The sequence below is a fragment of the Streptomyces sp. NPDC101132 genome (genome assembly GCF_044759225.1).
In the GTDB taxonomy this organism is placed as follows: domain Bacteria; phylum Actinomycetota; class Actinomycetes; order Streptomycetales; family Streptomycetaceae; genus Streptomyces.
The window spans coordinates 18,922-42,041 of sequence record NZ_JBIVYX010000024.1 but is presented as its reverse complement, the minus strand read 5'-3'; the positions used below and the strand labels follow the sequence as shown (position 1 = coordinate 42,041).

Annotated in this window: 24 protein-coding genes; 13 read left to right on the top strand and 11 right to left on the bottom strand. The window is 75.4% G+C overall.

The genetic code is table 11. The annotated features are described in order from the left end of the window. Positions 1-185: 185 nt before the first annotated feature. Positions 186-410 (bottom strand): translation initiation factor IF-1, encoded by a 225-nt coding sequence (gene infA, locus ACIQUR_RS34420; RefSeq protein WP_403673186.1) that lies wholly within the window; start codon positions 408-410, stop codon positions 186-188. 65 nt (positions 411-475) lie between these two features. After that, positions 476-1,246 (bottom strand): GNAT family N-acetyltransferase, encoded by a 771-nt coding sequence (locus ACIQUR_RS34415; protein WP_403673184.1) that lies wholly within the window; start codon positions 1,244-1,246, stop codon positions 476-478. A gap of 245 nt (positions 1,247-1,491) precedes the next feature. Here ACIQUR_RS34415 and ACIQUR_RS34410 point away from each other — a divergent pair, with 245 nt between their 5' ends. Both ACIQUR_RS34410 and ACIQUR_RS34405 read left to right on the top strand, forming a co-directional pair. Next, entirely contained in the window at positions 1,492-2,184 is a 693-nt protein-coding gene (locus ACIQUR_RS34410; protein ID WP_403673182.1) for a YoaK family protein, read from the top strand. Positions 2,185-2,198: 14 nt separating this feature from the next. Then, the gene (locus tag ACIQUR_RS34405; RefSeq protein WP_403673180.1) at positions 2,199-2,729 is read left to right on the top strand and encodes a gluconokinase; all 531 of its coding nucleotides are present in this window, start codon (positions 2,199-2,201) and stop codon (positions 2,727-2,729) included. Between the two features lie 116 nt (positions 2,730-2,845). Here ACIQUR_RS34405 and ACIQUR_RS34400 read toward each other — a convergent pair whose 3' ends face one another. From ACIQUR_RS34400 to ACIQUR_RS34390, 3 genes are all read right to left on the bottom strand, one after another. Next, a complete protein-coding gene (locus tag ACIQUR_RS34400; protein WP_403673178.1) occupies positions 2,846-3,856 on the bottom strand; it encodes an anti-sigma factor antagonist in 1,011 nt (336 codons plus the stop codon). Positions 3,857-4,253: 397 nt separating this feature from the next. Then, on the bottom strand, positions 4,254-4,802 hold the full coding sequence (locus tag ACIQUR_RS34395; protein WP_403673176.1) for a DUF1062 domain-containing protein: 549 nt from the start codon (positions 4,800-4,802) through the stop codon (positions 4,254-4,256). 259 nt (positions 4,803-5,061) lie between these two features. Continuing rightward, the gene (locus ACIQUR_RS34390; RefSeq protein ID WP_403673174.1) at positions 5,062-6,753 is read right to left on the bottom strand and encodes an FG-GAP repeat domain-containing protein; all 1,692 of its coding nucleotides are present in this window, start codon (positions 6,751-6,753) and stop codon (positions 5,062-5,064) included. A gap of 172 nt (positions 6,754-6,925) precedes the next feature. Between ACIQUR_RS34390 and ACIQUR_RS34385 the strand changes: the two genes are divergently transcribed. From ACIQUR_RS34385 to ACIQUR_RS34375, 3 genes are all read left to right on the top strand, one after another. Then, positions 6,926-8,452, top strand: coding sequence for a hypothetical protein (locus tag ACIQUR_RS34385; RefSeq protein ID WP_403673172.1), 1,527 nt, complete (start codon positions 6,926-6,928; stop codon positions 8,450-8,452). 103 nt (positions 8,453-8,555) lie between these two features. Beyond that, positions 8,556-9,050 (top strand): ATP-binding protein, encoded by a 495-nt coding sequence (locus ACIQUR_RS34380; protein ID WP_403673170.1) that lies wholly within the window; start codon positions 8,556-8,558, stop codon positions 9,048-9,050. Positions 9,051-9,337: 287 nt separating this feature from the next. Further along, the gene (locus tag ACIQUR_RS34375; RefSeq protein WP_403673168.1) at positions 9,338-10,234 is read left to right on the top strand and encodes an NAD-dependent protein deacetylase; all 897 of its coding nucleotides are present in this window, start codon (positions 9,338-9,340) and stop codon (positions 10,232-10,234) included. A 94-nt stretch (positions 10,235-10,328) separates the two neighbouring features. On the opposite strand, the gene ACIQUR_RS34370 is transcribed toward ACIQUR_RS34375, so the two are convergent. After that, complete coding sequence (locus tag ACIQUR_RS34370; RefSeq protein ID WP_403673166.1) at positions 10,329-11,519, bottom strand: cytochrome P450; 1,191 nt, start codon at positions 11,517-11,519, stop codon at positions 10,329-10,331. A gap of 267 nt (positions 11,520-11,786) precedes the next feature. Here ACIQUR_RS34370 and ACIQUR_RS34365 point away from each other — a divergent pair, with 267 nt between their 5' ends. The 5 genes from ACIQUR_RS34365 to ACIQUR_RS34345 all read left to right on the top strand — a co-directional run bounded on the left by ACIQUR_RS34365 (position 11,787) and on the right by ACIQUR_RS34345 (position 16,564). Continuing rightward, complete coding sequence (locus tag ACIQUR_RS34365; protein ID WP_403673164.1) at positions 11,787-13,109, top strand: sensor histidine kinase; 1,323 nt, start codon at positions 11,787-11,789, stop codon at positions 13,107-13,109. Beyond that, entirely contained in the window at positions 13,106-13,786 is a 681-nt protein-coding gene (locus ACIQUR_RS34360; protein ID WP_403673162.1) for a response regulator, read from the top strand. Before ACIQUR_RS34365 ends, ACIQUR_RS34360 begins: the two co-directional genes overlap by 4 nt. Before the next feature lie 214 nt (positions 13,787-14,000). Beyond that, on the top strand, positions 14,001-14,996 hold the full coding sequence (locus ACIQUR_RS34355; RefSeq protein ID WP_403673161.1) for an alpha/beta hydrolase: 996 nt from the start codon (positions 14,001-14,003) through the stop codon (positions 14,994-14,996). A 5-nt stretch (positions 14,997-15,001) separates the two neighbouring features. Then, complete coding sequence (locus ACIQUR_RS34350) at positions 15,002-16,207, top strand: acyltransferase (protein ID WP_403673211.1); 1,206 nt, start codon at positions 15,002-15,004, stop codon at positions 16,205-16,207. A 78-nt stretch (positions 16,208-16,285) separates the two neighbouring features. Further along, on the top strand, positions 16,286-16,564 hold the full coding sequence (locus tag ACIQUR_RS34345; protein ID WP_403673159.1) for a hypothetical protein: 279 nt from the start codon (positions 16,286-16,288) through the stop codon (positions 16,562-16,564). Positions 16,565-16,575: 11 nt separating this feature from the next. Here the strand turns inward: ACIQUR_RS34345 and ACIQUR_RS34340 are convergent, their stop codons facing one another. Together ACIQUR_RS34340 and ACIQUR_RS34335 are read right to left on the bottom strand one after the other, a co-directional pair. Further along, positions 16,576-17,268: a ribonuclease H gene (locus ACIQUR_RS34340; RefSeq protein ID WP_403673157.1), complete on the bottom strand. Its 693-nt coding sequence runs from the start codon at positions 17,266-17,268 to the stop codon at positions 16,576-16,578. A gap of 47 nt (positions 17,269-17,315) precedes the next feature. Then, positions 17,316-18,521 (bottom strand): pyridoxal-phosphate dependent enzyme, encoded by a 1,206-nt coding sequence (locus ACIQUR_RS34335; RefSeq protein ID WP_403673156.1) that lies wholly within the window; start codon positions 18,519-18,521, stop codon positions 17,316-17,318. A 318-nt stretch (positions 18,522-18,839) separates the two neighbouring features. Between ACIQUR_RS34335 and ACIQUR_RS34330 the strand changes: the two genes are divergently transcribed. Then, positions 18,840-19,124 (top strand): hypothetical protein, encoded by a 285-nt coding sequence (locus tag ACIQUR_RS34330; protein ID WP_403673154.1) that lies wholly within the window; start codon positions 18,840-18,842, stop codon positions 19,122-19,124. Here ACIQUR_RS34330 and ACIQUR_RS34325 read toward each other — a convergent pair. The 3 genes from ACIQUR_RS34325 to ACIQUR_RS34315 all read right to left on the bottom strand — a co-directional run bounded on the left by ACIQUR_RS34325 (position 19,102) and on the right by ACIQUR_RS34315 (position 21,926). Further along, positions 19,102-19,788, bottom strand: coding sequence for a lysophospholipid acyltransferase family protein (locus tag ACIQUR_RS34325; protein WP_403673152.1), 687 nt, complete (start codon positions 19,786-19,788; stop codon positions 19,102-19,104). The genes ACIQUR_RS34330 and ACIQUR_RS34325 overlap by 23 nt on opposite strands. A gap of 257 nt (positions 19,789-20,045) precedes the next feature. Further along, positions 20,046-20,783 (bottom strand): class I SAM-dependent methyltransferase, encoded by a 738-nt coding sequence (locus tag ACIQUR_RS34320; RefSeq protein ID WP_403673150.1) that lies wholly within the window; start codon positions 20,781-20,783, stop codon positions 20,046-20,048. A 153-nt stretch (positions 20,784-20,936) separates the two neighbouring features. Further along, positions 20,937-21,926: a SigB/SigF/SigG family RNA polymerase sigma factor gene (locus ACIQUR_RS34315; RefSeq protein ID WP_403673148.1), complete on the bottom strand. Its 990-nt coding sequence runs from the start codon at positions 21,924-21,926 to the stop codon at positions 20,937-20,939. A 150-nt stretch (positions 21,927-22,076) separates the two neighbouring features. Between ACIQUR_RS34315 and ACIQUR_RS34310 the strand changes: the two genes are divergently transcribed. Together ACIQUR_RS34310 and ACIQUR_RS34305 are read left to right on the top strand one after the other, a co-directional pair. Then, positions 22,077-22,514 carry a helix-turn-helix transcriptional regulator gene (locus ACIQUR_RS34310; protein ID WP_403673146.1) on the top strand — a complete coding sequence of 146 codons (438 nt, stop codon included), beginning with the start codon at positions 22,077-22,079 and terminating at the stop codon, positions 22,512-22,514. 115 nt (positions 22,515-22,629) lie between these two features. After that, complete coding sequence (locus ACIQUR_RS34305; RefSeq protein WP_403673144.1) at positions 22,630-22,989, top strand: PRC-barrel domain-containing protein; 360 nt, start codon at positions 22,630-22,632, stop codon at positions 22,987-22,989. The last annotated feature ends 131 nt before the right edge of the window (positions 22,990-23,120 follow it).

The window sequence follows — 23,120 nt, the reverse complement described above, 5'->3', positions numbered from 1 at the left end:
CCCGGGCCCACCACCTGGCGGATCCCAGGGGTGGACACGAGCGCGCAGCGGGGATTCGCCCGGCTCGTCGGCGGTGACGGCGGTGTTCCTGGCGGTTTATGGGTGAGCCGGGTCCCGGGTGCGCCCGGGGGGGGCGTGCGCCCGGGGGTGCCGGGCGCACGGGGGTGCCGGGCGCACGGGGTGGGTCAGGTGCGGTAGCGGTAGAGGATGCGGCCGCGGGTCAGGTCGTACGGGCTGAGTTCGACGAGGACCCGGTCCTCCGGGAGGATCTTGATGCGGTTCTTGCGGATCTTGCCGCTGATGTGCGCCAGGACGCGGTGTCCGTTCTTCAGCTCCACCGTGAAGTTGGCGTCGCGCAGGCAGTCGATGACGGTGCCTTCGATTTCCAGGCCGTTCGCTGTTCTCACCAAGGTGATTCGTCTCTCGATTCGTTGGGGTGGGGTGGGGTGGGTTGAGGGCGGGTGTGCGGTCGTGGTCAGGGGTGGGCCAGTTCCAGGGACGTGCCGGTGTGGTGTGCTCCCGCGTGCTCCAGGAGGGCGATGGCCGCGGCGTTGGACTCGTCCGCCTCGGCCCAGGCCGACGCCGTGCCCGCCGCATGCAGGGCGCCCAGGGCGTGCGCCAGGAGCGCCCGGCCGATGCCGCGGCGCCGCTCGTCGGCCCGTACGGCGATGAGCCCGATGCGGGCCCGGCGCGGGACCGGCACCACCCGGACGTAGCCGACGTACCGGCCGTCGCGGACCGCGACGGCGTACCGCGACGGATCCCCGAGCGTGTCGCCCTCGGGCAGCGCCGACACCTCGGCGGGCATGGTCCGCCACCCGACGGTGGCGTCGACCTCCTCCCGGACCGCACGGTCCAGCAGGCGCAGCTGGGCTTCGTCCGCCTCGCCGCCCGGCACGAACTCCACGCCCGCGGGCGGGGGCGGGGTGGCCGGGCCCGTGACGGCCGGGCGGGTGGGCAGCACGTACTCGCGTTCGCGGCGTACGAGCGTCAAGCCGGTCCGCTCCCAGCGCGCCCTGAGGCCGGCGTCGTGCTCGCCGACCAGGGTGTGGACGGGCGCCGGCAGGCCGGCGAGGACGGCGGCCGCGAGCCGGTCGAAGTGCTCGTCGTGCCATACGTCGACGCTGACGAAGCGGCGGCCGTCGGGGCGGTACGAGACGTCGCCGTGGCCGACGACGCGGTCGTCCGCGACGGCTTCCCACCGCGTCTCCGCGGTCCGGGTGATCTGCACGGGGTGGAGGTCCATGGGGTGTCGCCTTTCAGGAGTGCCGTGTTGAGGCGCTCCCGACGACACATGGGTCAGTCGCACACCGTGACGGAAGGAGGGAGCACCCACCTCGATCGTGTGTTCATGGGGTCCCACCTCCTCGCGTCCTGTCACGGTGTCCCGCACGCTACCAACCGGGCCGTCCGGCGGCCCACTTCTTTTCGCGCGTCCTTCTGCGCGGGGTCCCGGTCGCGGACCCGTGGGGGCGCTGGTCCACTGGGGGCATGGAGGCAGCTCGCGACGGCACCGGCGACGTGGCGGGTGGCCGGGCGTTCCCCGAGGACCACGCGTTGGCCTGGCCGGCGCCCCTCCTGCTCGTGCTGACGTTCGTGAGCGGGCTGGTGGACGCGGTCAGCTTCCTGGGACTCGGCCAGGTGTTCGTGGCGAACATGACGGGGAACGTGGTGTTCCTGGGACTGGCGGTGGCCGGGGTCGGGGGGCTGTCCACCACCGGCCCGGCGACGGCGCTGGCGGCCTTCCTGGTGGGTGCGGTGGCGGCCGGCCGGTGGCCCCGTGCCGCGGTCGGCGGGCGGCTGACGGCCCTGCTGGTCGCGGGTGAGGCGGTCTTGGCGGCGGTGGCGCTGGGGTGCGAGCTGTCCGGGGCCGGACGGTACGCGGTACTCGTACCGCTGGCGGTGGGGATGGGCCTGCAGAACGGGATGGTGCGCCGGCTGGACGTACCCGACCTGACGACCACGGTGGTCACCCGGACCCTCACGGGGCTGGCCGGCGCTCGGGGCGGGCCGGCCGCGGTGCGGCGGGCGGTGTCGGTGACGGTGCTGTTCCTCGGTGCGGCGACCGGAGGGCTGCTGTACGCGGGGCCGGGAGCCGGGTGGGCGCTGGGGGTGGCGGTCGTGCTGCTGGTCGGGGTCGTGGCCGCGGCGGTACGAGGCGGGGCCGGCCCGGCTGCCGGGTGAGGTTGACTGGGAGGATGGGCGACAGGCCGACCGTGTTCGTGATGGGTGTCTCCGGTACCGGGAAGACCACCGTGGGGCGGCTGCTGGCCGCCGCGCTCGGCCTGCCGTACGCGGAGGGGGACGACTTCCACCCGGCACGCAACGTCGCGAAGATGGCCTCCGGCGTGCCGCTGGAGGACGCGGACCGGTGGCCCTGGCTGGACGCCGTCGGGGGGTGGGTGCGCCGGCAGGGCGACCGCGGGGGCGTGGTCGCCGCCTCGGCCCTCAAACGGAGGTACCGGGACCGGCTGCGGGCGGCGGCGCCCGGCGCGGTCTTCGTCCACCTGGCCGGTGACCGGGACCTGATCGCCCGTCGGATGGCCGCGCGCACGGGGCACTTCATGCCGGTGGCGCTGCTGGACTCCCAGTACGCCGCGCTGGAACCGCTTTCCGGTGGGGAGCGGGGGGTCACCGTGTCCGTGGACGGCGGGCCCGAGGAGACCGTCCGGCGGGCGCTGGCAGGGCTGCGGGCGTGGGGTGTGGTGGAGCAGCGGCGTACGGGGTGACGGTGACCGTCCGTGCCGGGGGTGCGGTGGGTGCGGTGGGCCGGCGCCCGGCGGGGGCGGTCACCGCGATGCGTGGGCGGGGGCGGTCGCGCGGTGCGTTGGTGGGGCGGGGGCGGTCAGCGCAGTGCGACGGCGACCAGGGCGCGGATGCGCCGCAGGGCCGCGGCCGCCTCGGGTGCGGTGACCGGCGCCGACTGGGGGTGCAGGGCCGGGCGGAGGGCGGCGGCGCAGTCACCGAGCAGGCGCCCGAGGAGGCCGCGCAGCTGCCGGGCGGCGATGGCGGTGGCCGCGCAGGCTTCTGCCAGCCGGATACGGTCCTGGGGGTCCGGGGCCGGCTCCGCTGCTGCCCAGGCGTCGAGTTCGGCCAGCAGGGTCCGGAGGGCTTCCCGGTCGCTTTCGGCCAGGTTCCAGGAGGCCGCGAGGACGCCGCGCTCCGCTTGCCCCAGGGCCTGCTCCAGCACGTCACGCTCGTGGGTGCCGGACATGAACGGGTACGTGGCGGGGGCGGCCGCCGGTTCGTACGTGGCGGGGGCGGCCGCCGGTTCGTGGGTGCCGGAGGGCGCGTGGGGTGCGTCCGGGGTGGCCGTCGGGTGGGCCTCCGGTGCGGCTCGGTGCGTGTCGCTCGTCTGCGTGCCGGGGGACGTGCGGTCCGGGCCGGGGGTGGCCGGGGGCCTGCTCGGGGCCGCCCGGTGCGGGCCGCGGGTGGGGCTTCCGTCCGGGGGTGCGGCGTGGCCGGCGCTGCCCGCCTTGGCGCCCCGCGGCTTGCCGTCGACGGCGCGGAGGGCCTGGGCGACGGTCCGGTGGATGGGGAGGAGCTTGGCGGTGCCGGTGAGGGTGAGCAGCCGGCGCAGCTGGGCGGGGGGCGCCGCCAGCGCGAGTCCGAGTTCGCGGGCCTGCGCCTGCCGGTGGAGCTGGATCAGGGCGTTGAGCAGGGTGGAGTCGCAGAATTCGAGGCGCGTGCAGTCGAGCACGACGGCCTCGGTGGCGCGGGCGACCGCCCGGGCGAAGGAGTGCCGGACGTCTGCGCCGGAGTCGATGTCGATCTCGCCGGTGAGGCGGCAGACCACGACGCCCGCGGCTTGGGGCGGGCTGTCCAGCACGACGGGGGCGCGGACGGTGTCGGCCATGCGGCCTCCCTCGTGGGCCTTGCCGGAGGGCTCGCCACGCACAGCCAGGCAGCACGCGTGGGCAGGGACGGGCCTCCTGGTTGTTTGGGTACCAGGATCACCCGCGGTCGGCGCCGCCCGCCGCCCTGTAAACGAAGCCGTAGGTACGCTGAACGAAACGCGGACGGGCCTGCGGCGGCACCGGCCGGTGCCGCCGCAGGCCGCTCATGCGGCGCCCCCGAGGCCCACGGCCGGCCGGCACGGGGCCGGGGTCCCGCGCCGGACCGCCGGCCCCGTGCCCACCGGCGGCCGGACCGCAGCGGGGCACGAAGGCCGGCCGGAACGGAGGCCGCCCGGTCCCCGCCGCTCCGCCTGAGCAGCCACGGGGGTGGCGCGGGGCCCGGTACCCCCCTCACGCTCAGCGTTTGAGCGTGAAGGTGAAGTCCGCGGAGGTGCGGGCGTCGAGGCGGGTCGCGGAGACGATGTTCCCCGCCGTGACGAGGCGTTCGGCCTCGGCCCGCGGGAGTCCGCAGCCCTCGGCGATCAGCCGCAGCGGGCGGACCGGGATCCGTGCCGCGAAGCGGACCGTGACGTCGAGCGCCTCGCCGTCCCGCGGCACGGTGCCGCCCGTGTCGAGCCGCCAGGCTCCGGTCCAGTCGAGGGCGATGCGGTTGCGGCGCCGCAGGGCGGCGTCCTGGAGCAGCTCGGCCGTCAGGCGGGCGTCGTTGTCGTGCAGCCGGTCCAGGAGTCCGGGCCGTACGGAGCGTACGTGCGCCCGCTCCAGGACCGTGAGCTTCGCCGTGTCCCCGCACCCGGTGCACAGCACCAGGAGCCAGACGTCGAGGAGTTTGTGGTTCGCGTTGACGCGGAACCTCCCGCTCGGCCGGAAGCGCCCGGCGCCACAGGTGTGGCACCGGCGGATGACGAGGGGAAGGCAGGTGGGAGTGACCACCCAGGTTTCAAGCACAGGAGTACACCTGTTCCGGTGAGAAGTCCGCAGCAGAAAGGGGCACGGCGCGCGGGATGCGCGACGCGCGACGAATCAGCGCTCGGGAGGTCTCACAGGGTGTACAACGGCACGGCCTTCGTCGGACGACTGGGTCGGCTGCACGTTAGCGGCGCGGGTCGGTGCCGCTCCACCGGTTTTTCCGGGCGACGCGATGACGTCCCGGACCCGGCGCTCTCGCGCGGGGCCGGGACGTCCGGTGCGGGCGGTACCGGCCCGGCTAGAAGAGGAGGTTGAAGTTCCGCGCGTCGGTGTCGGCGCTCGCCCGCTCGCGCGGGGCGAAGGGTGCCGAGGCCTTGCCGGTGCCGCGGTAGATCCAGATCGCGCCGGTCGCGTCCTGCGCCACCATGTCCGCCTTGTAGTCGCGGTCGATGTCGCCGAGCACGCTCAGGGCGCGGTAACCGCGCCAGCCGGCACCGGTCTTGACGCGCTGTCCGAAGGGGCTGCTCGCGCGGCCGGTACCGGGGACCAGCCACAGCACGCCGGACGCGTCCCGGGCGAGGAGGTCGGGCTTCCCGTCGCCGCTCAGGTCCGCGCCGCCGACGATCTCGTTGTAGCCCTTCCAGCTGCCCACGACCTTGGCGCGGGGCGCGAACGGGGCCGAGTCGCGGCCCGTGCCCGCGTACAGCCACAGGACGCCGGAGCGGTCGCGCGCGAGGAGGTCGGCCCGGCCGTCGCCGGTCAGGTCACCCCCGCCGACGAGCCTGTCGTACCTGCCCCAGCCGGAGCTGACGCGGGTGCGCTGCTTGAGCAGCGTGCCGTTCGTGGTCGTCCGGTAGTGCCACAGCACCCCGTCCGCGTCCCGGGCGACGACGCCGCCGCCGGTGCCCTGGGTGGTGATCGGCGCGAGCTTCTTCGCCTGGTCGTAGATGTGCCAGTAGCTGCCGACGCGCTGCTCGTAGTCGAGCGTCCGCATCGAGTCGGCCCACAGTTCGCCCTGGCCGGCCCGGCCGAGGAGTACGTGGTCCTCCGCGACCGGCAGCGGGCTGGAGACCCGGAAGTCCGCGGTGGCGCCCGGGTCCCCGACGCCGGTGGTGAAGATCCTGTGCACGGCGGTGGCGCGCAGCTTCCAGGCGGGCACCTGCTTGCCTGCCGCCAGCGTGTACGTGATGGTGTGGTCGCCCGGCGGCAGCGCGCAGCCGCCGCCCGACCAGAGGTACGCCAGCTTGTCCGTCCCGTGCGAGCACTTCATGCCGGGCGCGGAGAGGGACTTCAGGTAGACCTCGCTCTCCGCGGCGTCCCAGTTCCAGCCCCGCTGGCCGGGCGACGGTGCGAAGGTCAGCTCGAACTCGCCGCGGTCCACGATGTGCGCCTTGACGGTGTGGGTCACCGTGCCGCCGGCCTTCAGCCGCGGGGTGGTGAAGGCGAAGGTGTTCTTCGCCGCGTCCGCCTGCGTCTTCACCGTGATCCGGCGGTCCTCGGCCAGCCGCTGGGCCCGCTTGACGGCGGCGTCGATGCCGTCGCGGCCGACCGCCACCGCACCGAACCGGACCCTGGTGCCGCTGGGCACCGACTTCGCCGCGGCGACGCTGACGCCCTGGGCGGAGTCGCCCCAGGTGGTGCCGTCGCACACCCACACGCCGACGGCGCCGCGCTTGGCGTAGCAGCCGTTGCCGGGATGGACGGTCATCCCCTTGGGCAGGCCGCCGTCGCTCCAGTCGGCGTCCGGCAGGCCCTTCTTGTTGAAGACGTAGACCATGACCCCGTTGAACCACTCGCCCGGACGGGCGAGGGACAGATACGCACTGGACCCGTTGGTCATCAGGATGTCGGTGCGCCACGCCATCTCCGGCGGTTCCCCGGCCGTGGGCGCGGCCGGTGCCGTCGGCGCGGCGGGCGCGGCCAGTGCCGGCCCTGCCGTCGCTCCGCCCAGCATGACCAGCGCGGCGCTCAGCGCCACCCATTTCCGCACGTCAACCCCCTGCAGTCGGTCCGGCCGGACGCGTCGTCGCACGGCCGGTGTCTGACGGTCATGATCCACGAGGATCCCGAAAGGTTGTACGGGCGGCCGGATCCGGTTCGAATTCGTGCGCCGGTGGCGGTTACGGTCGGGGCGCACAGTGCCGTGGAGCGGGGGGGGGAACATGGGGGCGGAGCACCGCCGTTCGGTGGTGGCCGGGCAGGCGATCGCGCGGGCGCTGCTGGAATACGGGGAGCGGGGCGGCGGGACCGTCGCCGGGCCGGGCACGCCCGAGGCGTGGGTGGCCTTCGACGCGTGCGTACGGCGGGAGGTGTGTACGGGCGGCCGCCGGGGCCCCTGGGACGGCCCGGGCGGGTGGAGCGCGCCGGTCGTGCCCGTCGGGCTGCGGCTCTGCCACCCGGACGGCCGCGTGCGGGAGGCTGCGCTCCGGCGCCCGTACACGGTGTCCCTGCCGCTGCCCCTCGTGGTGATCCGCTGTGCGGACCCGGTGCCGGCGGTGCGGGCACGGGCCCGTCGGCTGCTGGTCGCGACGCTGGCGGCCTGGCCGCGGGAGACGGTGCTCCAGTCCACCGGGACGGTCCTGCTGATGGGCGCGCGCCGGCACGGCGGCTGGGCCCTGGAGTTCTTCGAGGCGGCCCTGCACGCCCGGGAGCCGCGCCTGGCCCAGTGGTGGCGGGTCGGGCTGCTCGCGCGCCCGGGCCGCGGGCAGGCCGAGGAATTGCTGGCCGCGCTCCGCCGTGCCGGCCACCTGCCGACCCGGCGGTTCGCCGCCCGCCTCACCACCGCCCGGCGCGGGATGACCGTCGACGTCCTGGCCCGCGAGGCCGTGGCGGAGAGCGACCCCGGCACGGCGCGGCTCTGGACGGACGCGCTGCTGGCGGCCCTCGGCGGCCCCGGGGTGCCGGCCGGGCGGCGGCAGCGGGACGCCGGCGCCGTCGCGGGGAGCGTCGACGCGCTGCTCGGCGCGCGGCAGCCGCTGGTGCGCGCCGCGGGTGTGACCGCCCTGGGCCCGGCCGGCCGGGGCGCCGAGGCGGTACGGCACCTCACCGACCCCTCCCGCTTCGTCCGGGCGCGGGCCCGCCGGCTGGTCGGCGAGCAGGGCGGCGACCCGGCCGGACTGTACCGGCGGCTGGTCGCGGAGGCCGCCGAGCCCTCCCCGTACGCGGTGGCCGGGCTGGCCGAGTGCCGCGGGGACGGGGCCGTGACCGTCCTGCAGGACCTGCTGGCGCACCCCGCCGGCCGGGTCCGGGCCGCGGCGCTGGCCGGGCTGCGCCTGCTGCGGGCGGTCACGGAGGAGGAGCTGCTGGCGGCCCTGATGGACGATGCGCCGCCCGTGGTGCGGGAGGCCTGCCGCGCCCTGCTGCCGGGGGCGGCGGCGCTCGACCCGGACGCCCTCTTCCCCCTGCTGGCTCCCCGCGTGGCCCTGCCGGCCCGGCGGGCCGCCTTCCGGCTGCTGCGCGCGCGGGGCGGGATCCACGAACCGCGGGCGGCCGTGGCCCTGCTGGAGGACGGGAACCCCGAGCTGCGGGCGACCGCGTGCCTGACCGTACTCGGCTACCACTGGGATGCCGGACGGTTCGACGATGCCGCGGAACGCGAGGAGCTGGCCGCGCTGCTGCGGAAGACCCGGCACCTCTTCACCCGGCCCCAACTCGACGCCAGGCGCGGGCTGCCGGAGGCCGGCGGCTGATCGGGGCGGGGGTGGTGCCTGCGGGAACGCACGGTGGTGGATGCGGGCAGCCGTACCGGGTAGACGCGGTTCAGGACGTCAGGAACGGGACGAGGTGAGGGCGTTGGAGCTGCGTGCGGTGGGCTGGGCACATTCCTTCCCGGTGGCGAAGGGGGTGCGGGCGGCCCGGGCGTGGACCTCGGAGCACCTGGCGCTGCTCCCTTGGACCGCGGACGCGCCGGACACGGTGCACTCCGTCCTGCTGACCGTGTCCGAGCTGGTGACCAACGCCCACCTGCACGCCTCCGGGACCGCGTACATCGTGCTGGCCTGGGACGGCGACTGCCTGCACGTGAGCGTCGCGGACACGGACCCCCACCTGCCGAGGCCCAGGGAGGCCGGCGCGGGCGCGACCTCCGGGCGGGGCCTCGGCATCGTCGACGCGCTGGCCGACACGTGGGACGTCCACCCGTGCCACCGCGGCAAGACGGTCACCGCCTGCTTCCGCCCGCCGGACGCGTCGGCGGGACGCGGGGACGCGGCGGGGGACGGAGACACGGCGGGGGACGGAGACACTTCACGGCACGGAGACGCGGCGGAGCGCGGAGACGCCGGCTGAGGGGGCGAGGCCCCCTCCCCGCCTTCCGGACCAGGCCGGGCCCGCCCCCGAGGCCAGCGGATCCGGCGTTCCGCCACCGGCGCGGGGGCTCGGCCGGGGCCCGGGCCGACCGGACAGGTGGCGTGGTGGCGGGGGCGGCTTCCGGGACGAGGAGCAGGGCTGCGGCGAGGGCGCGCCAGGGTGCCCGGCCGTGCCTGATCGAGGTCATGACCCGCACGCCGGAACGCGCGTACGGTCGGACGGACGGGTTCCGGGGGCCCGGTCCCGGGCGGCGTACGCTGGGCCGTATGCGCATGCGCCCCACCCTGAGCTGGATCCCCGACGCGGACCTGCCGCCGGGCACCACCGACCTGGAGCCCGTCGTCGAGACGCTCGGCCGCGGCGGGGTGCTGGTGCTGACCGGGGCCGGCATCTCGACCGAGTCGGGCATCCCCGACTACCGCGGTGAGGGCGGGAGTCTGAGCCGGCACACGCCGATGACGTACCAGGACTTCACCGCGAGCGCGGGCGCCCGGCGCCGCTACTGGGCGCGCAGCCACCTGGGGTGGCGCACCTTCGGGCGCGCCCGGCCGAACGCCGGGCACCGGGCGGTGGCCGCCTTCGGACGGCACGGGCTGCTCACCGGGGTCGTCACGCAGAACGTCGACGGGCTGCACCAGGCCGCCGGCAGCGAGGGCACCGTCGAACTGCACGGGAGCCTGGCGCGGGTGGTCTGCCTCTCGTGCGGCGCCACCGGCTCGCGCCGGGAGCTCGCCGCGCGCCTGGAGGAGGCGAACCGGGGGTTCGCGCCGCTGCCCGCCGCGCTGAACCCGGACGGCGACGCGGACCTCCGCGACGACCAGGTCGGCGGATTCCGCGTGGTGCCGTGCGCCGCGTGCGGTGGGGTCCTCAAGCCGGACGTGGTGTTTTTCGGCGAGAGCGTGCCGCCGGAGCGCGTCGCGCACTGCCGCGAGCTGGTCGACCGGGCCGCTGCCCTGCTGGTCCTGGGCTCCTCGCTGACGGTCATGTCCGGCCTGCGGTTCGTCCGGCAGGCGGCCGCTGCCGGGAAGCCGGTGCTGATCGTCAACCGGGACGTGACGCGCGGCGACCGGCACGCCGCCGCGCGCGTCGCCCTGCCCTTGGGCCCGGCCCTCACGGCCGTGGCCGCCCGGCTGGGCGTCCCGGTGGACGACCCGTCGCTCTGACGGCTTCCCCGGCACCGGCGTGGTCGACCGGCCGTCGCCGCACGGCCCTGGTCAACCTCCCCCCGTCAACTCCCCCTTCGTCGCACAGCCGTCGTCACGCGTCCCAGGTGACCGGCAGGCTCTTCACCCCGAAGATGTCCGCGGCCTCCGGGCGCAGCGCGACCTCGTCGGCCGGTACGGCCAGGCGCAGCGTGGGGAAGCGGGCGAGCAGGGCGGAGAACGCGATCCGCATCTCGACGCGGGCCAGTTGGGCGCCCAGGCACAGGTGGATGCCGTGGCCGAAGGCCAGGTGGCCGCCGTCCTGCCGGGCGAGGTCGAGGACGTCGGGGTCGGCGAAGCGGCCGGGGTCGCGGTTGGCCGTGTGGTACGAGAGGACGACCGTCGTGCCCGCCTCGATGGTCCGGCCGGCCACCTCGACGTCCTCCAGCGCCGTCCGGTGGAAGGTCTTGGCGACGCTCAGGTAGCGCAGCAGCTCCTCCACGGCACGGTCGATCAGCTCGGGATCGGCGCGCAGCGCGGCGAGTTGCTCCGGGTGCTGCAACAGCGCGAACGTACCGAGGGACAGCATGTTCGCCGTGGTGTCGAAGCCGGCGGCCAGCAGGATGAGGCTGACGCCCCGCAGCTCCTCGTCGGTCAGGTCGCTGTCGGCGAGTTCGCTCAGGACGTCGTCCGTGGGGTGGGCGCGCTTGGCCGCGACGAGCCGGCCGAGGTACTCCTGGGTGGCGGTGTAGGCGGCGATCAGCTCCTCGTCGCCCGTCTCGCCGTTCATGAACGTGTCGATCTGCTCCTGGAAGGACGCCCGGTCCTCGTACGGCACGCCGAGGATCTCGCAGATGACGATCGTGGGGATGGGCTTGGCGAACGCGCTCACCAGGTCCGCCCCCGGTCCCGCCTTCTCCATGGCGTCCAGGCAGTCGGCGGTGATCTGCTCGATGCGCTCGGTGAGCAGCCGCATGCGCCGGGCGGTGAACCTGCCCACCAGCGGCTTGCGGTAGCGACTGTGCTCGGGCTCGTCCATGAGGAGGAACTCACCGGGCGGGGCCGGGGGGAGCTCGAAGTCGACCACGTTCATGAGGTCCTTGCGCGAGCTGAACCGCGGGTCCGCGAGGACCGACCGGACCTGCTCGAAGCCGGTGACGAACCAGCCGGGTTTCCCGCCGGGATGGGTGTAGCGGCTCACGGGGCCGTGCCGGTGGGCTTCGGTCAGCTCGGCCGGCGGGTCGAAGGGACAGCCGGTCCGGCGCTCCGCCGGAAGCGCGGGCACGGTGTACGGGGATTCACTCACGGCATTCCTCATCTCGCGACATAGCGTGTTTGACGTATCGCGAAAGCTACGTTGCATTCCCGTCTGCGTCAATGCTCAAGAAGTGAACTACCCAGCTCCACATAGCCAGATCAATGCAATGACGCTGAATCAAACGCAACGAGTCGTTGCAATGAATGAAGGCGAAGGCAATGCGGGCGGACGCGGACCCCCACCCCGGTACGAGGCCGCGGCCCGTACCCGGGTATGACGTGTCCCGGGGCCGGGCCTGCCTACCCTGGGCCGGTCATGAACGATGAGAAGCGGCGTCCGCCGCGTACGCCACAGACCGGGGTCCGGGCGCAGGAGCTGCTCCGGAGCCTCGGCACCGCCCTCGCCACACCCACCCGTCCCGGTGAGGCACTCCTCGCGCGGGCGTCGTCCCCCTGGGTGCGCCGGCTGCCCTACGCGGTGGCCTTCGCGAGCGCCGCCGCGCTCCTGCCGGTCACCGTCGTCGTGCTCGTACAGGACTACCGGGTGCCCGGCGGCCTGGCCGGGGCGCTGGCCACCGTGCAGACCCTGCCGCTGCTGCTGGCCGTCACCCGGCCCCTCCAGGCCTGGTGGGTGATCTCGGCCGCGGACGTCGCGGGCGGTTTCGTGCTGCTCGCCTCCAGCGGCGTCGACGGGCGGCCCTGGCCGTGGACCCCCATGGTGATCGTCGGCTACCTGGTGCTGATGGCGGCCCTCGGGCTGCGCGAGCGGCGGCGCGCCCTGGTCGGGGTGTGGCTGGCGACGGGTGCGGCCGGTGCGGTGTTCGAGGTCGTCTCGCCGAACCGGGCCGCCGGGCTCACGGTGCTGCTGTTCGTGCTGAGCGGCACCGTCCTGCTGGTCACGGCCACCCTGCGGGGGCGCGGCGAGGCCGAACGGCGGCTGGTCGAGCAGGAGACGATCAGCGAGGCCGAACGGGCCCGCCGCACGCTCCTGGAGGAGCGGGCCCGGATCGCCCGCGAGCTGCACGACGTGGTCGCCCACCACATGTCGGTGATCACCGTGCAGGCGGACTCCGCCCCGTACCGGCTCCCGGACCTCCCCGAGGGGGCGCGGGACGAGTTCGCCTCGATCGCCGCCGGAGCCCGTGAGTCGCTCGCCGAGATGCGGCGGCTCCTCTCCGTACTGCGCAGCGAGGGGGCGGAGGGCGAGCGGGCACCGCAGCCCGGGCTCGACCGGGTGCAGCAGCTCGTCGAGGCGACCGTCCGGGCCGGGGTGCCGGCCGAGCTGTCGATGGCCGCGGACCTGCCGGGGCCGGGCGAACTGCCGCAGGCGGTCGGCCTGTCGGCGTACCGGATCGTGCAGGAGGCCCTGGCCAACGTGGTGCGGCACGCGCCCGGCTCCGCGACCCGGGTGTCCGTACGGGGCGACGGCGAGGGCTGGTTGCACGTCCTCGTCGTCAACGGGCCCGCCGAGGGGCCCGCCGCGCCGCTGGAGGGCGGGACGGGCACCGGGCACGGTCTCGTCGGGATGCGCGAGCGCGTACGGTTGACCGGCGGCTTCCTGGACACCGGGCCGCTGCCGGACGGGGGCTTCCGGGTCGCCGCCCGGCTGCCGCTGACGACCCCGAAGGACCTCCCGTGACCATCCGCGTGATCATCGTCGACGACCAGGCCATGGTGCGGGCGGGCTTCGCGGCCCTGCTCTCCGCGCAGTCCGACATCGACGTGGTGGGCGAGGCTCCGGACGGGCGGCAGGGCGTCGAGGTGGCGCGCGCCGTGCACCCGGACGTGGTCCTGATGGACGTGCGGATGCCCGAACTCGACGGGCTCGCGGCCGCCCGCGAGATCCTCACCCCGCCGCCGGGCGTGCCGCACCGCCCGAAGGTGCTGATGCTCACCACCTTCGACGTGGACGACTACGTGTACGAGGCGCTGCGCGCGGGCGCCTCCGGCTTCCTGCTCAAGGACGCGCCGCCGGCCGACCTGATCGCCGCGGTCCGCGTGGTCGCGGCCGGAGAGGCCCTGCTGGCCCCGTCGGTGACGCGGCGGCTCATCGCCGACTTCGCCGCCTCGCGTCCCGCGCCCCGCGCCGACCGGGCCGCGCTGCGGCTCAACGGGCTCACCCCGCGGGAGACGGAGGTGCTGGAACTGGTCGCGCGGGGGCTGTCCAACCAGGAGATCGCCGGGCACCTGGTGCTGGCGGAGCAGACCGTGAAGACGCACATCGGGCGGGTGCTGGCCAAGCTGGACCTGCGGGACCGGGCGCAGGCGGTGGTCTTCGCGTACGAGTCGGGACTGGTCACGCCCGGCGGGCGCTAGCCGTCCGTCGGGGGCTCCCCACCCACGGTCGGGGGACGTCACCCGGGGCCGGGGGAAAACCCCACCCCCGGTCCGGTGCCTCCCGGTCGTCGACCCCCTACCCCGGTATGAGGCGCCGGTTGGCTCTCCGGTGTGACGTGCCGTCACCCGTCTCCTTCCTACCTTCCTCTCGCTCACCACGAGAAGGACGGGAACGGAAAGGGAGGGCCGTCGCATGCGCCGGTTCACGAGGACAAGGCTCACCAGGATGCTGGTCGCCGCCACGCTCACCACCGCCGCGGTCGCGGGTACGGCGGGATGGGCGTCCGGCACCACCCGGCTGCCGGTGACCGGGGCGCCGGCCGGCACGGCGGCCTGGCGGGCGGCCGGGCTGCCGGACCCGGAGGCCATGACGCCCGGCCGGACGGCGCGGTACCTCGGCGGGCTGGGAGAGCGGCGGCGGCAGGAGCTGGCGAGCGCCCACCCCGGTGTGGTCGGCAACCTCGACGGCGCCCCGCTCGCCCTGCGGTACGCGGCCAACGCCCGTACCGCGGGCGCCCGTTTCGCGGGGCAGCAGGTCCTCGCGTACGACCCGCGCGGCCGCGGCCAGGCGGTGCTGGTCTACGGCGACCTCGCCCGGGCGCGGCACGTGGCGGTGGTCGTGCCCGGGGCCGACGTGGACGCCGGGAACCTCGGCGGACTCGTCCGCAAGGCCACCGCCCTGCGCGGAGCCACCGGCGACCGGACGGCCGTCGTCGCGTGGGCCGGGTACACGACGCCCGTGGGGGTGGGCCTCGACGCCGCCGGCGGGGACCTGGCCGCGGCCGGGGCGGACCGGCTCGTCCGGTTCGCCGAGGGTCTGCGGGCGGTCGGCGCCGCCCGGCCGAGCCTGTTCTGCCACAGCTACGGCTCGGTGGTCTGCGGGCTCGCCGCGCACCGGGTCGAGGCCGAGGACATCGTGGCGGTCGCCTCGCCCGGCATGCGGGCCCGCACCGCGGCCGGGCTGCACACGACGGCCCGGGTGTGGGCCGCCAAGAACCCCACCGACTGGATCGGCCTGGTCCCCCACGTCGAGTTCGCCGGGCTCGGCCACGGACCCGATCCGGCCGGCGCCGGATTCGGTGCCCGCCGCGTGCCGGCCGGGGACGCGCGGGGCCACGACGGCTACTTCACCCCCGGTACCGCCTCGCTGCGCGCGTTCGCCGCCATCACGGACGGGGAGGTCCGGTGAAGGCGCTGCGCACGCTCCGGACGGCCGCCCGCGGCATCGAGGCCCGGACGCCCGCCGGCCGGGACCGCGCGATCGACGGCCTGCGCGCCCTCGCCCTGCTGGCCGTGCCCACCGGGCACTGGCTGCTCGGCGGCTTCACCCTCTCCCCCGACGGCGCCCTCCACAACGCGAGTCCCCTGTCCGCGTTCGGCGGCCTGGCGCCGGCCAGTTGGGTGCTCCAGATGCTGGGCATCTTCTTCCTGGTCGGCGGCTACGCCTCCGTCCTCTCCTTCCGCCGCCACCAGGGCCCCACGGCCGACTGGCTGAAGGGGCGGCTGGCCCGGCTGGGCCGGCCGGTGCTCGGGGTCACCGCCGTGTGGGCCGGGCTGCTGCCGCTGCTGCACCACGGCTTCGGGGTGCCGGCCGACACCCTGCGGACGGCGTCCACGCTCGTCGTCCAGCCGCTGTGGTTCGTCGGCGTGTACACCGTCGTGTCGGCGCTCACCCCGTACTGCGTGCGCGCCGCGCGCCGGCTGGGCGCGTACGCCGCGGCCCCGCTGCTCGGGGCCGTCGCGGTCGTCGACTTCCTGCGCTACGGACCGTACGCCGACGCCGCGCCGTCCTGGCTGGGCGTGCTCAACATCCTGCCGGGCTGGCTCTTCGCGTACCAGCTCGGCGTCTCCTGGGGCGAGGGCCGGGTCGCCCGGCGGCACGGGTGGGGGCTGCTGCTCGGCGGGGCGGTGCTGTTCGCGGCGCTGCTGGTCTGGTGCGGCTACCCGGCCTCGATGGTGGGCGTGCCGGGTGAGGTGCGTACGAACTCCCACCCGCCCTCGCTGCTCGTCCTCGCCCTCGCGGCCGCCCAGAGCGGTGCCGCGGTCCTGCTCCGGGACCGGCTGGGGCGGTGGCTGCGCCGGCCCGCGCTGTGGGCGCCGGTGGTCGTGGTCAACCTGTCCGCGATGACGATCCTGTGCTGGCACCAGACGGCGATGCTGGCCGCCGCGGTCCCCGCCGCGTCCGCGGGCCCGGTGGCCGGTCTGGTCGGGGCACCCGACTCGGTGGGCTGGATCCTGGCGCGGCTGGCCTGGATGCCGGTGTTCGCGGTGCTGCTGGTGCTGATCGGCCGGTACGCGCGGGGGTTCGAGTCCCCGTGGACGCGTACCGGCACGCTCCGGCGGGCCCTGGCGGGCGTTCTGTCCGCGGGCTTCGCGGTCTTCGCGCTGGGTCTCGCGTGAGGGGCGGCCGGGGACGGGCGGGGACGGCCGGGCGCCGGGCCCTGGTGGCGGTGCCGTGTCGGGGCCTAACCTCGCCGCATGCGCCCCGAGCGAGCACGTCCGCGTTGGACCGACCTGACCGCCCGCGTGCTCGGCTGCGCGGCGCTCCTCGCCGCCGTGTCCGGTTCGCTCGGGTACGACGTCCCGTTCCTGCTGCTGCTCCTCGTGCCGGCCCTGGCCTTCGCGGCCCTGGCCTTCCAGGCCCTCGGCCTGGACCGGGGCGGCGCGCGCACGGTCCTGGTGACCGCGGCCACCCTGCTGACCACCTGTGCCGTGTTCGGCGCGCTGGTGGTGAACGGGATGGCCGACCGCGGCTGACGCCGCGGAGGTCAGGCCGGGGACGGGGCCGCGGGGGCGCAGGTGGGATGGCCCCAGCGGGTTCCCAGCTTGGCGATGTCCTCGCCGGCGGCGTACGGGCGGCCGCAGGGGCAGGTGCCGCGGTACTTCGCCTTGATCGTGCGGGAGGCGGAGCCGGAGGCGCGGCGCGTGGTGCCGGCCGGCTTGCGGCGGGGCGCGGCGGTGCGCTCCGCGGCGGGGACCGGAATCTCCTCCGTGCCGAGTGCCGTGCCGGCGGGCTCCTGGCTCGTGGCGGCGTCGCTGGCGGCCTGGTCGGCGATGGCGTTGAGGTGGTCGCCGTCCTCGCGGTGGGCCGGCACGTAGCGGAACTCGACGTCCCGGTCGGCGAGGAGGGCGTCGATGGCCTGGACGAGTTCCTGGTTGGCGACCGGCTTGCCCGCGGCCGTGCGCCAGCCGTTCCGCTTCCAGTTCGGCAGCCACTGGGTGACGGCCTTCATCGCGTACTGGGAGTCCATCCGCACCTCCAGCGCCGTTCCCCCGGGCACGGCCTCCAGCAGGCGCTGGAGGGCGGTGAGTTCGCCGACGTTGTTGGTGGCGCGGCCCAGCGGCCCCGCCTCCCAGCGCTCGGGGCGGCCCTCGGAGTCGGCGATGACCCAGGCCCACGCGGCCGGGCCGGGGTTTCCCTTGGCCGCCCCGTCACAGGCGGCGATGATGCGATCGGACATCCCACGATGATGCCCTACCGGCCGGGTGGCCCGGCCGGGCCACCCGGTCAGGCGAGCGCGGCGCGCACCGTGGCCCAGTCGGCCGGCAGCTCCGGGTACCGGTCCCGCCGCGCGGTCCCGGAGTCCTTGAACCCGCTGGAGGTGGCGACGCAGACGGCCGGCCCGTCGCCGGCGGCTCCGGTTCCGGTTCCGGTTCCGGCCGGGCGGGTGGCCCGCAGGGCGGCCAGGCCCGCGGCCGCCGACAGCTCGAACCACATGCCCTGGGCGGCCAGTTCGGCGCGGGCGGAGCGCAGCTGCGCATCGGTCAGGGTGTGCGCGCTGCCGCCGCTCTCCCTCAGGGCGACCACGCCGCGGTAGCCGCTCACCGCGCAGTCGATGGCGTACGCGTCCGTGGGGCCGACCGGGACCCGGGCGGCCGGCCGGCCCGTACGCACGGCAGCGGCCAGCGGTGCTCCGGCGGCCGGCTCGCACGCGTGGACGCGGGGGGTCCGGCCGGCGAGGCCGAGCAGCACGAGTTCCCGGAAGCCCTTCCAGACGCCGAAGAGCAGCTCGCCGTAGCCGGTGGGGACGTAGACGTCCGCGGGCACCTCACCGAGGCCGAGGAAGATCTCGTAGGCGATGGTCTTGTAGCCCTCGGGCCCGAAGGGGTGCCCGGTGTGCGCGTCCGGGGTGAAGTTGCCGACCGGGTGGTAGCCGAGTTCGTCGGCGACCCGCCGGACCAGCGGCCAGACGGCTTCCCGGGGCGTGACGGCGAGGACGGTCGCGCCGTAGGCCCGCAGGAACGACGCCGTGGCGGGGGGTGCGTCGGGGGCGGCGAAGACCGCGCACCGGATGCCCGCGCGGGCGGCGTACGCGGCGGCCGAGGCGCCGTGGTTGCCCGAGGACGACACGACCACACCGGGTGCCCCGGCCAGGAGCGCGGCGCTCACGGCCACCCGGTTGAGCCGGTCCTTGTGGCTCCACGTGGGGTTGCGCGACTCGTCCTTGATCCAGACGCCGTCGGCCAGGGGAACCAGCGGCGTGTCGCCCTCGCCGAGTCCGGGCGCGGCCAGCGGCGGCAGGAGGGGCGCCCAGCGGTCGAGCCCGTGCGCGGCGGGCCGTCCGAAGAGGGAGTCCGCCGGGACGTCCGCGTACGCGTACGCGACGTCGAGCGGCGCGGGGGCTCCGTCCAGCGAGGTCGTGGGGCAGCCGCCGAGCAGGACGGGGACCAGGGGGTACGTGACGGCGGGATCCGCGAGGGAACGCTGGGCCACGGCTCGGGACCCGCGCGCCGAGGCGCCGGCCGCTCCCCTGTCACCGGGGCCGGGGTGGGTGCCGGGGCCTGTGCCGGGCCCGGGGTGGGTACCGTGATCGGGCTCCGAGCCGGGCGTGTACGTCATGCGGCCATCCTGACACGCCGGTTGCCCGTGTCCGAGGGACGCGGGGGCCGTGGCCCGCAGGGCGGGAGCAGGGTGCTGGGTGGCCGTCAAGTCACGAATTCGAGTGGCGTGACCCGGCTGCCCGCCGGTGCTTCCGTGGAGGGAAGCGCCCGGCTCCGGCCGGGTTCCTTCCCGCCCGAACGGAGAGTTCCGATGTCCAGCAAGCTGCCCGTGAAGTACCGGACCCGCATTCTGCTCGCCGTGTCCGCACTGCCCCTGGTCGGTGCCGGCATCGCGTTGCCGGCGGTCGCGATGGAGGCCCCGGCCGCCGTTCCCCGGCAGGTCGGGACGCTCACCGCGGCCGACGCCGACGTGATCATCGACGAGGCGACCGCCACCGCGATATGCGGTGACGGATCGAGTGCGGACAGCGACGCCGTGAAGGCGGAGGTCAAGAAGCGCATTCTGGAGAAGCTCAGGGCGAAGCTTGCCGACTGACCGCGGAATTCCAGGCGGCCGGCTCGCCGATCCGTCGCGCCGCCGTCCGCCAGGCCGCCGTGACCGCCGCGTGGGCCGTGGTGGTGGCGGCCGGCACGTCGGCGGGGAGGTGGAGGGGCTCGCCGAGGTGGACGTGCAGGCGCGGCCGGCGCACGGGCGCGGTGACGATCCCGGCGAGCTGCTTGGCGCGGCTGCCGGAGGTGATCCGCCGTGCGCCCGCCTGTCCCAGCGGCAGGACGGGTGCGCCGGTGGCCGCCGCGAGGCGGGCCGGGCCGCTGCGGAAGGCGCAGGGCTCGGCCTCGGCGGCGTCCCGGCGCCGGGGCAGTCCGCCCTCCCCGTAGATCAGCACGTCGCGGCCGGCCGCCAGGGCCTCGGCGGCCGCGTCGAGGGAGGCCGCGGCGCGGGCCGTGCCCCGGTGTACGGGGATGTGGCCGCCGGAGCTGAGCATTCCGCGGAGCAGCGGGACGCGCCACAGGCCCGCGGTCGCCAGGACGACGGGCTCGATGCCCATCCTGCGCAGGCCGGCCAGGACCACCCCGGGGTCGGCCGTCGAGGTGTGGTTCGCGAGGATGATCCTGCCGGTCCGGGGCGAGGAGCCGGGGTCCGCGCTGACGGTGAGGTGCCCGAGCACCGGGACGACCGCTGCGGCGATGCGGCTGAGCACGGGTGACTCCCGAGGGTTGACGATGCGTTGGCCACCATCGTCGGCCCACGGCGGCGGCCGGGCCTGAGTGCCCGTACTCACCCCGCCCCGCGCGGGCACTCATCCTCCCGACGGCGCGTCAGGCGTGCGGGCCCGGGGCCGGACGGGCCGGGCGCCCCGCTGCGGTGGGGGCCGGCCACCCGGAGGGAGACCGTACGGGCCGCTTCGCCGCCCGGGAGATCCCGGGCGGCGGACGGGCCCGCCGGCCCCCTTCCGGGTCAGGCTCGGCAGCGGAGGGTGCCGAGCGCCGGGTTGTCCCTGAAGTCCTCCCAGAACTCCTCGCCGAACTCCTGGATGCCCGCGGCGGAGATCTCCAGCGGGGCCCAGGTCAGGTCGGTGAACCCGGCGGCCAGGAGGGACTCCTCGTACGTCTTCCGGCTGGGCGGGCTCGCCTCGAACGAGATGGGCGGGTCGAGCAGCGCGGTGAGCCTGATGCGCGGCCCGACGGCCGTCTCCCCGATCCGCTCGCACAGGAAGCCGTACTTGGCCAGGGACGGGCCGTCGAAGCGGTAGTCCGGGTGCTGGAGGAAGAGGAAGAAGTCGGCCCCGGGCACGAGGCTGCGGTGGACGTTGCGGAACATCCGCTCGACGGTGGCGACGTCGTCCGCGTAGTTGAAGGCCTGGACGGCGACGGCCACGTCGAAGGGCCGCTCGAAGGCGCGCAGTTCGGCGATGTCGCCGACCTCGTACCGGATGCCCAGCGGGTCCGCGTCCTCGATGGCCCGGGCGGCGGCGATCATCTCGCCGGAGATGTCGACGCCCAGGACGTCCGACGCGCCCCGGCGCTTGAACTCGCGGCTGTAGAAGCCGGTGCCGGAGGCCAGGTCGAGGACCGACTTGCCCGCCACGTCACCGACGAGGGCGAGGAAGCCCGGCACCTCGCCGTAGCGCGCGAGGGGAAGCGTCTTGAAGCCCTCGAACGCCTCGCCGATCCCGTCGTACAGCTGACCACTCATCGTGCTGTCCCTCCCCGTGTCCCGGCCGCGGCCCCCGGAACGGCCGCGGCCCGTGGGAGAGAGTCTTGCCGCGGGTCCGTCGGGGTCCGTACGGGCAGAAGACACGAAGTCGGGGGCCTCTCGTGCGCGTATCCGACGATCAGCCAGTTCCGGTCAGTCGTCCCGCAGCAGCTCCTCGCGCAGGCTGCCCAGGGTGCGGGAGAGCAGCCGGGAGACGTGCATCTGGGAGAGTCCGATCTCCGCACCGATCTCCGCCTGGGTCATCTCCTGGCCGAAGCGCAGCTCCAGGATGCGGGTGGTGCGTTCGTCCAGCCGGGCGAGCAGGGGGGCCAGGGCGTGGCGGTTCTCGACCGCCTCCAGGTCCGGGTCCACCCCGCCGAGGGTCTCGGAGAGCGTGCGCGCGGAGCGGGCGGCCGCCCGTGTCCCCGATCCCGCGGAGATCTCCTGGGGGGCGTCGAGGGAGTGGGCGGAGTAGCCGTTGGCCGCGACGAGGCCCTGGCGCACCTCGTCCTCGGTGAGGTCGAGGTGTGCGGCGAGCTCCGCGGGGGCGGGGGCGTGGCCGGTGGCGGAGGTCAGCTCCTCGGTGGCCTTGGCCAGTTGGGAACGCAGCTCCTGGTGGCGGCGGGGGACGCGTACGGCCCACGTGGTGTCGCGGAAGTGCCGCTTGATCTCGCCGGTGATGTAGGGCATGGCGAGGGTGCTGAACTGGACGTTGCGCTCGGGTTCGTAGCGGTCGATGGCCTTGATCAGGCCGATGGTGCCGACCTGGATGATGTCCTCGCTCTCCGGGCCGCCGGGCCGGTCCCGGAAGGGCCGGGCGGCGAAGTGCACCAGGGAGATGTTCATCTCGATCAGCGTGTTGCGCACGTACTGGTACGCGCGGGTGCCCTCTTCGAGGCTGCGCAGGCGCTCGAAGAACACCCGGGTCAGCTCCCGGGCGTCACAGGTCGACACCTCGCGCGGGCAGGGCACCTCGGGGAGTCCGGCCAGGTCGGGGTCTCCGAGGCCCTCGGCGCCGGGCGGCGTGGCCTGGGGCCTCGCACGCAGGGCCTGCCCGTGCTCGGGGCGCTCACGCTCGCGGCGCTCGGCCTCGGCGTGCTCGGCTTCGGTCTGCAGGGCCTCGGGGGTGGCCGTGAAGGTCATCGTTGGCGCTCCTTGGGCACTTGGCTTGCGGTGCGTTCTGGCGATCGCGGTCAAGCGGAAGTCCGGTTCCGCTCACCCAGCACCCTGCCGGGCGATCGGACACACGTCAAGGGATACCGGAAAACTGGTTCGGGAATTGCTTTTCGCGAGTTGTGGCTCAACAATGTCGGCGTGGAGAACGAGCACACGGATACCCGCCGGCACCGCTGGACCTTCCTGACGAACCACGCCCGGGTCCTGGTCGCGATCGCGCGCGACCCGGGGATCCGGCTGCGCGACATCGCGGCCGGCTGCGGCCTCACCGAGCGCACCGTGCAGGCGATCGTCACGGACCTCCAGGCGGACGGGTACCTCACGCGTACCCGCGACGGCCGGCGCAACCGCTACGTCATCGCCCCCGGCGCCCGCTTCCGCCACCCCGCGGAGGCCGGGCTGGAGATCGCCGGCCTGCTGGACTACCTCGCCGGTCACCCCGCGGACGCGGCGGCGCCGTCCGCCGAGCCCGCCGCCATGGCTCCCGTCACGGTCACCGTCCCCGTTTCCGTCCCGGTCTCGGTGCCGGTCCCGGTTCCCGACGAAGCCGTGTGAGTCAAACCCCGGAACCGGGGCAGGCGAGGTCCGTGGCGACGCCGTCGGCCCCGGTCCGGCAGCGGACCGGCCGGCCGTCGCCCCCGAGGAACCGCCGAGAAGGGAAGTTGCTCCCATGACCGAGAACATCTGGGTCTACCGCCTCTCCGCCGGCAGCCTGGAGGGCACCGATCTGACGGGCTACAAGGTGGAGGCCGTGGACGGCACCATCGGCAAGGTCGACAAGCACTCGTACGAGACCGACGCCTCCTGGATCGTCGTCGACACCGGACCGTGGATCTTCGGCAAGGAGGTCCTGCTGCCCGCCGGCACCATCACCCGCGTGGACGCCGCGGAGCAGAAGGTCTACGTCGACCGGACGAAGGAACAGGTGAAGGAGGCACCGGAGTTCGTCCGCGAGAAGCACCTCGGCGACCCGGACTACCACCGGGAGGTCGGCGGCTACTGGGGCGACGCCCCACTGGGCCGCTTCTGAGCGCGCCGCGCCGCGATCCCGACGCCCGGCGGGGGGGGGGGGGGCCCCCCCCGGGCCCCCCCCCCCCCCCCCCCGGGGGGCCCCGCCCCCCCCGCCCCCCCCCCCGCCCGCCCCCCCGCCCCCGCCCCCGC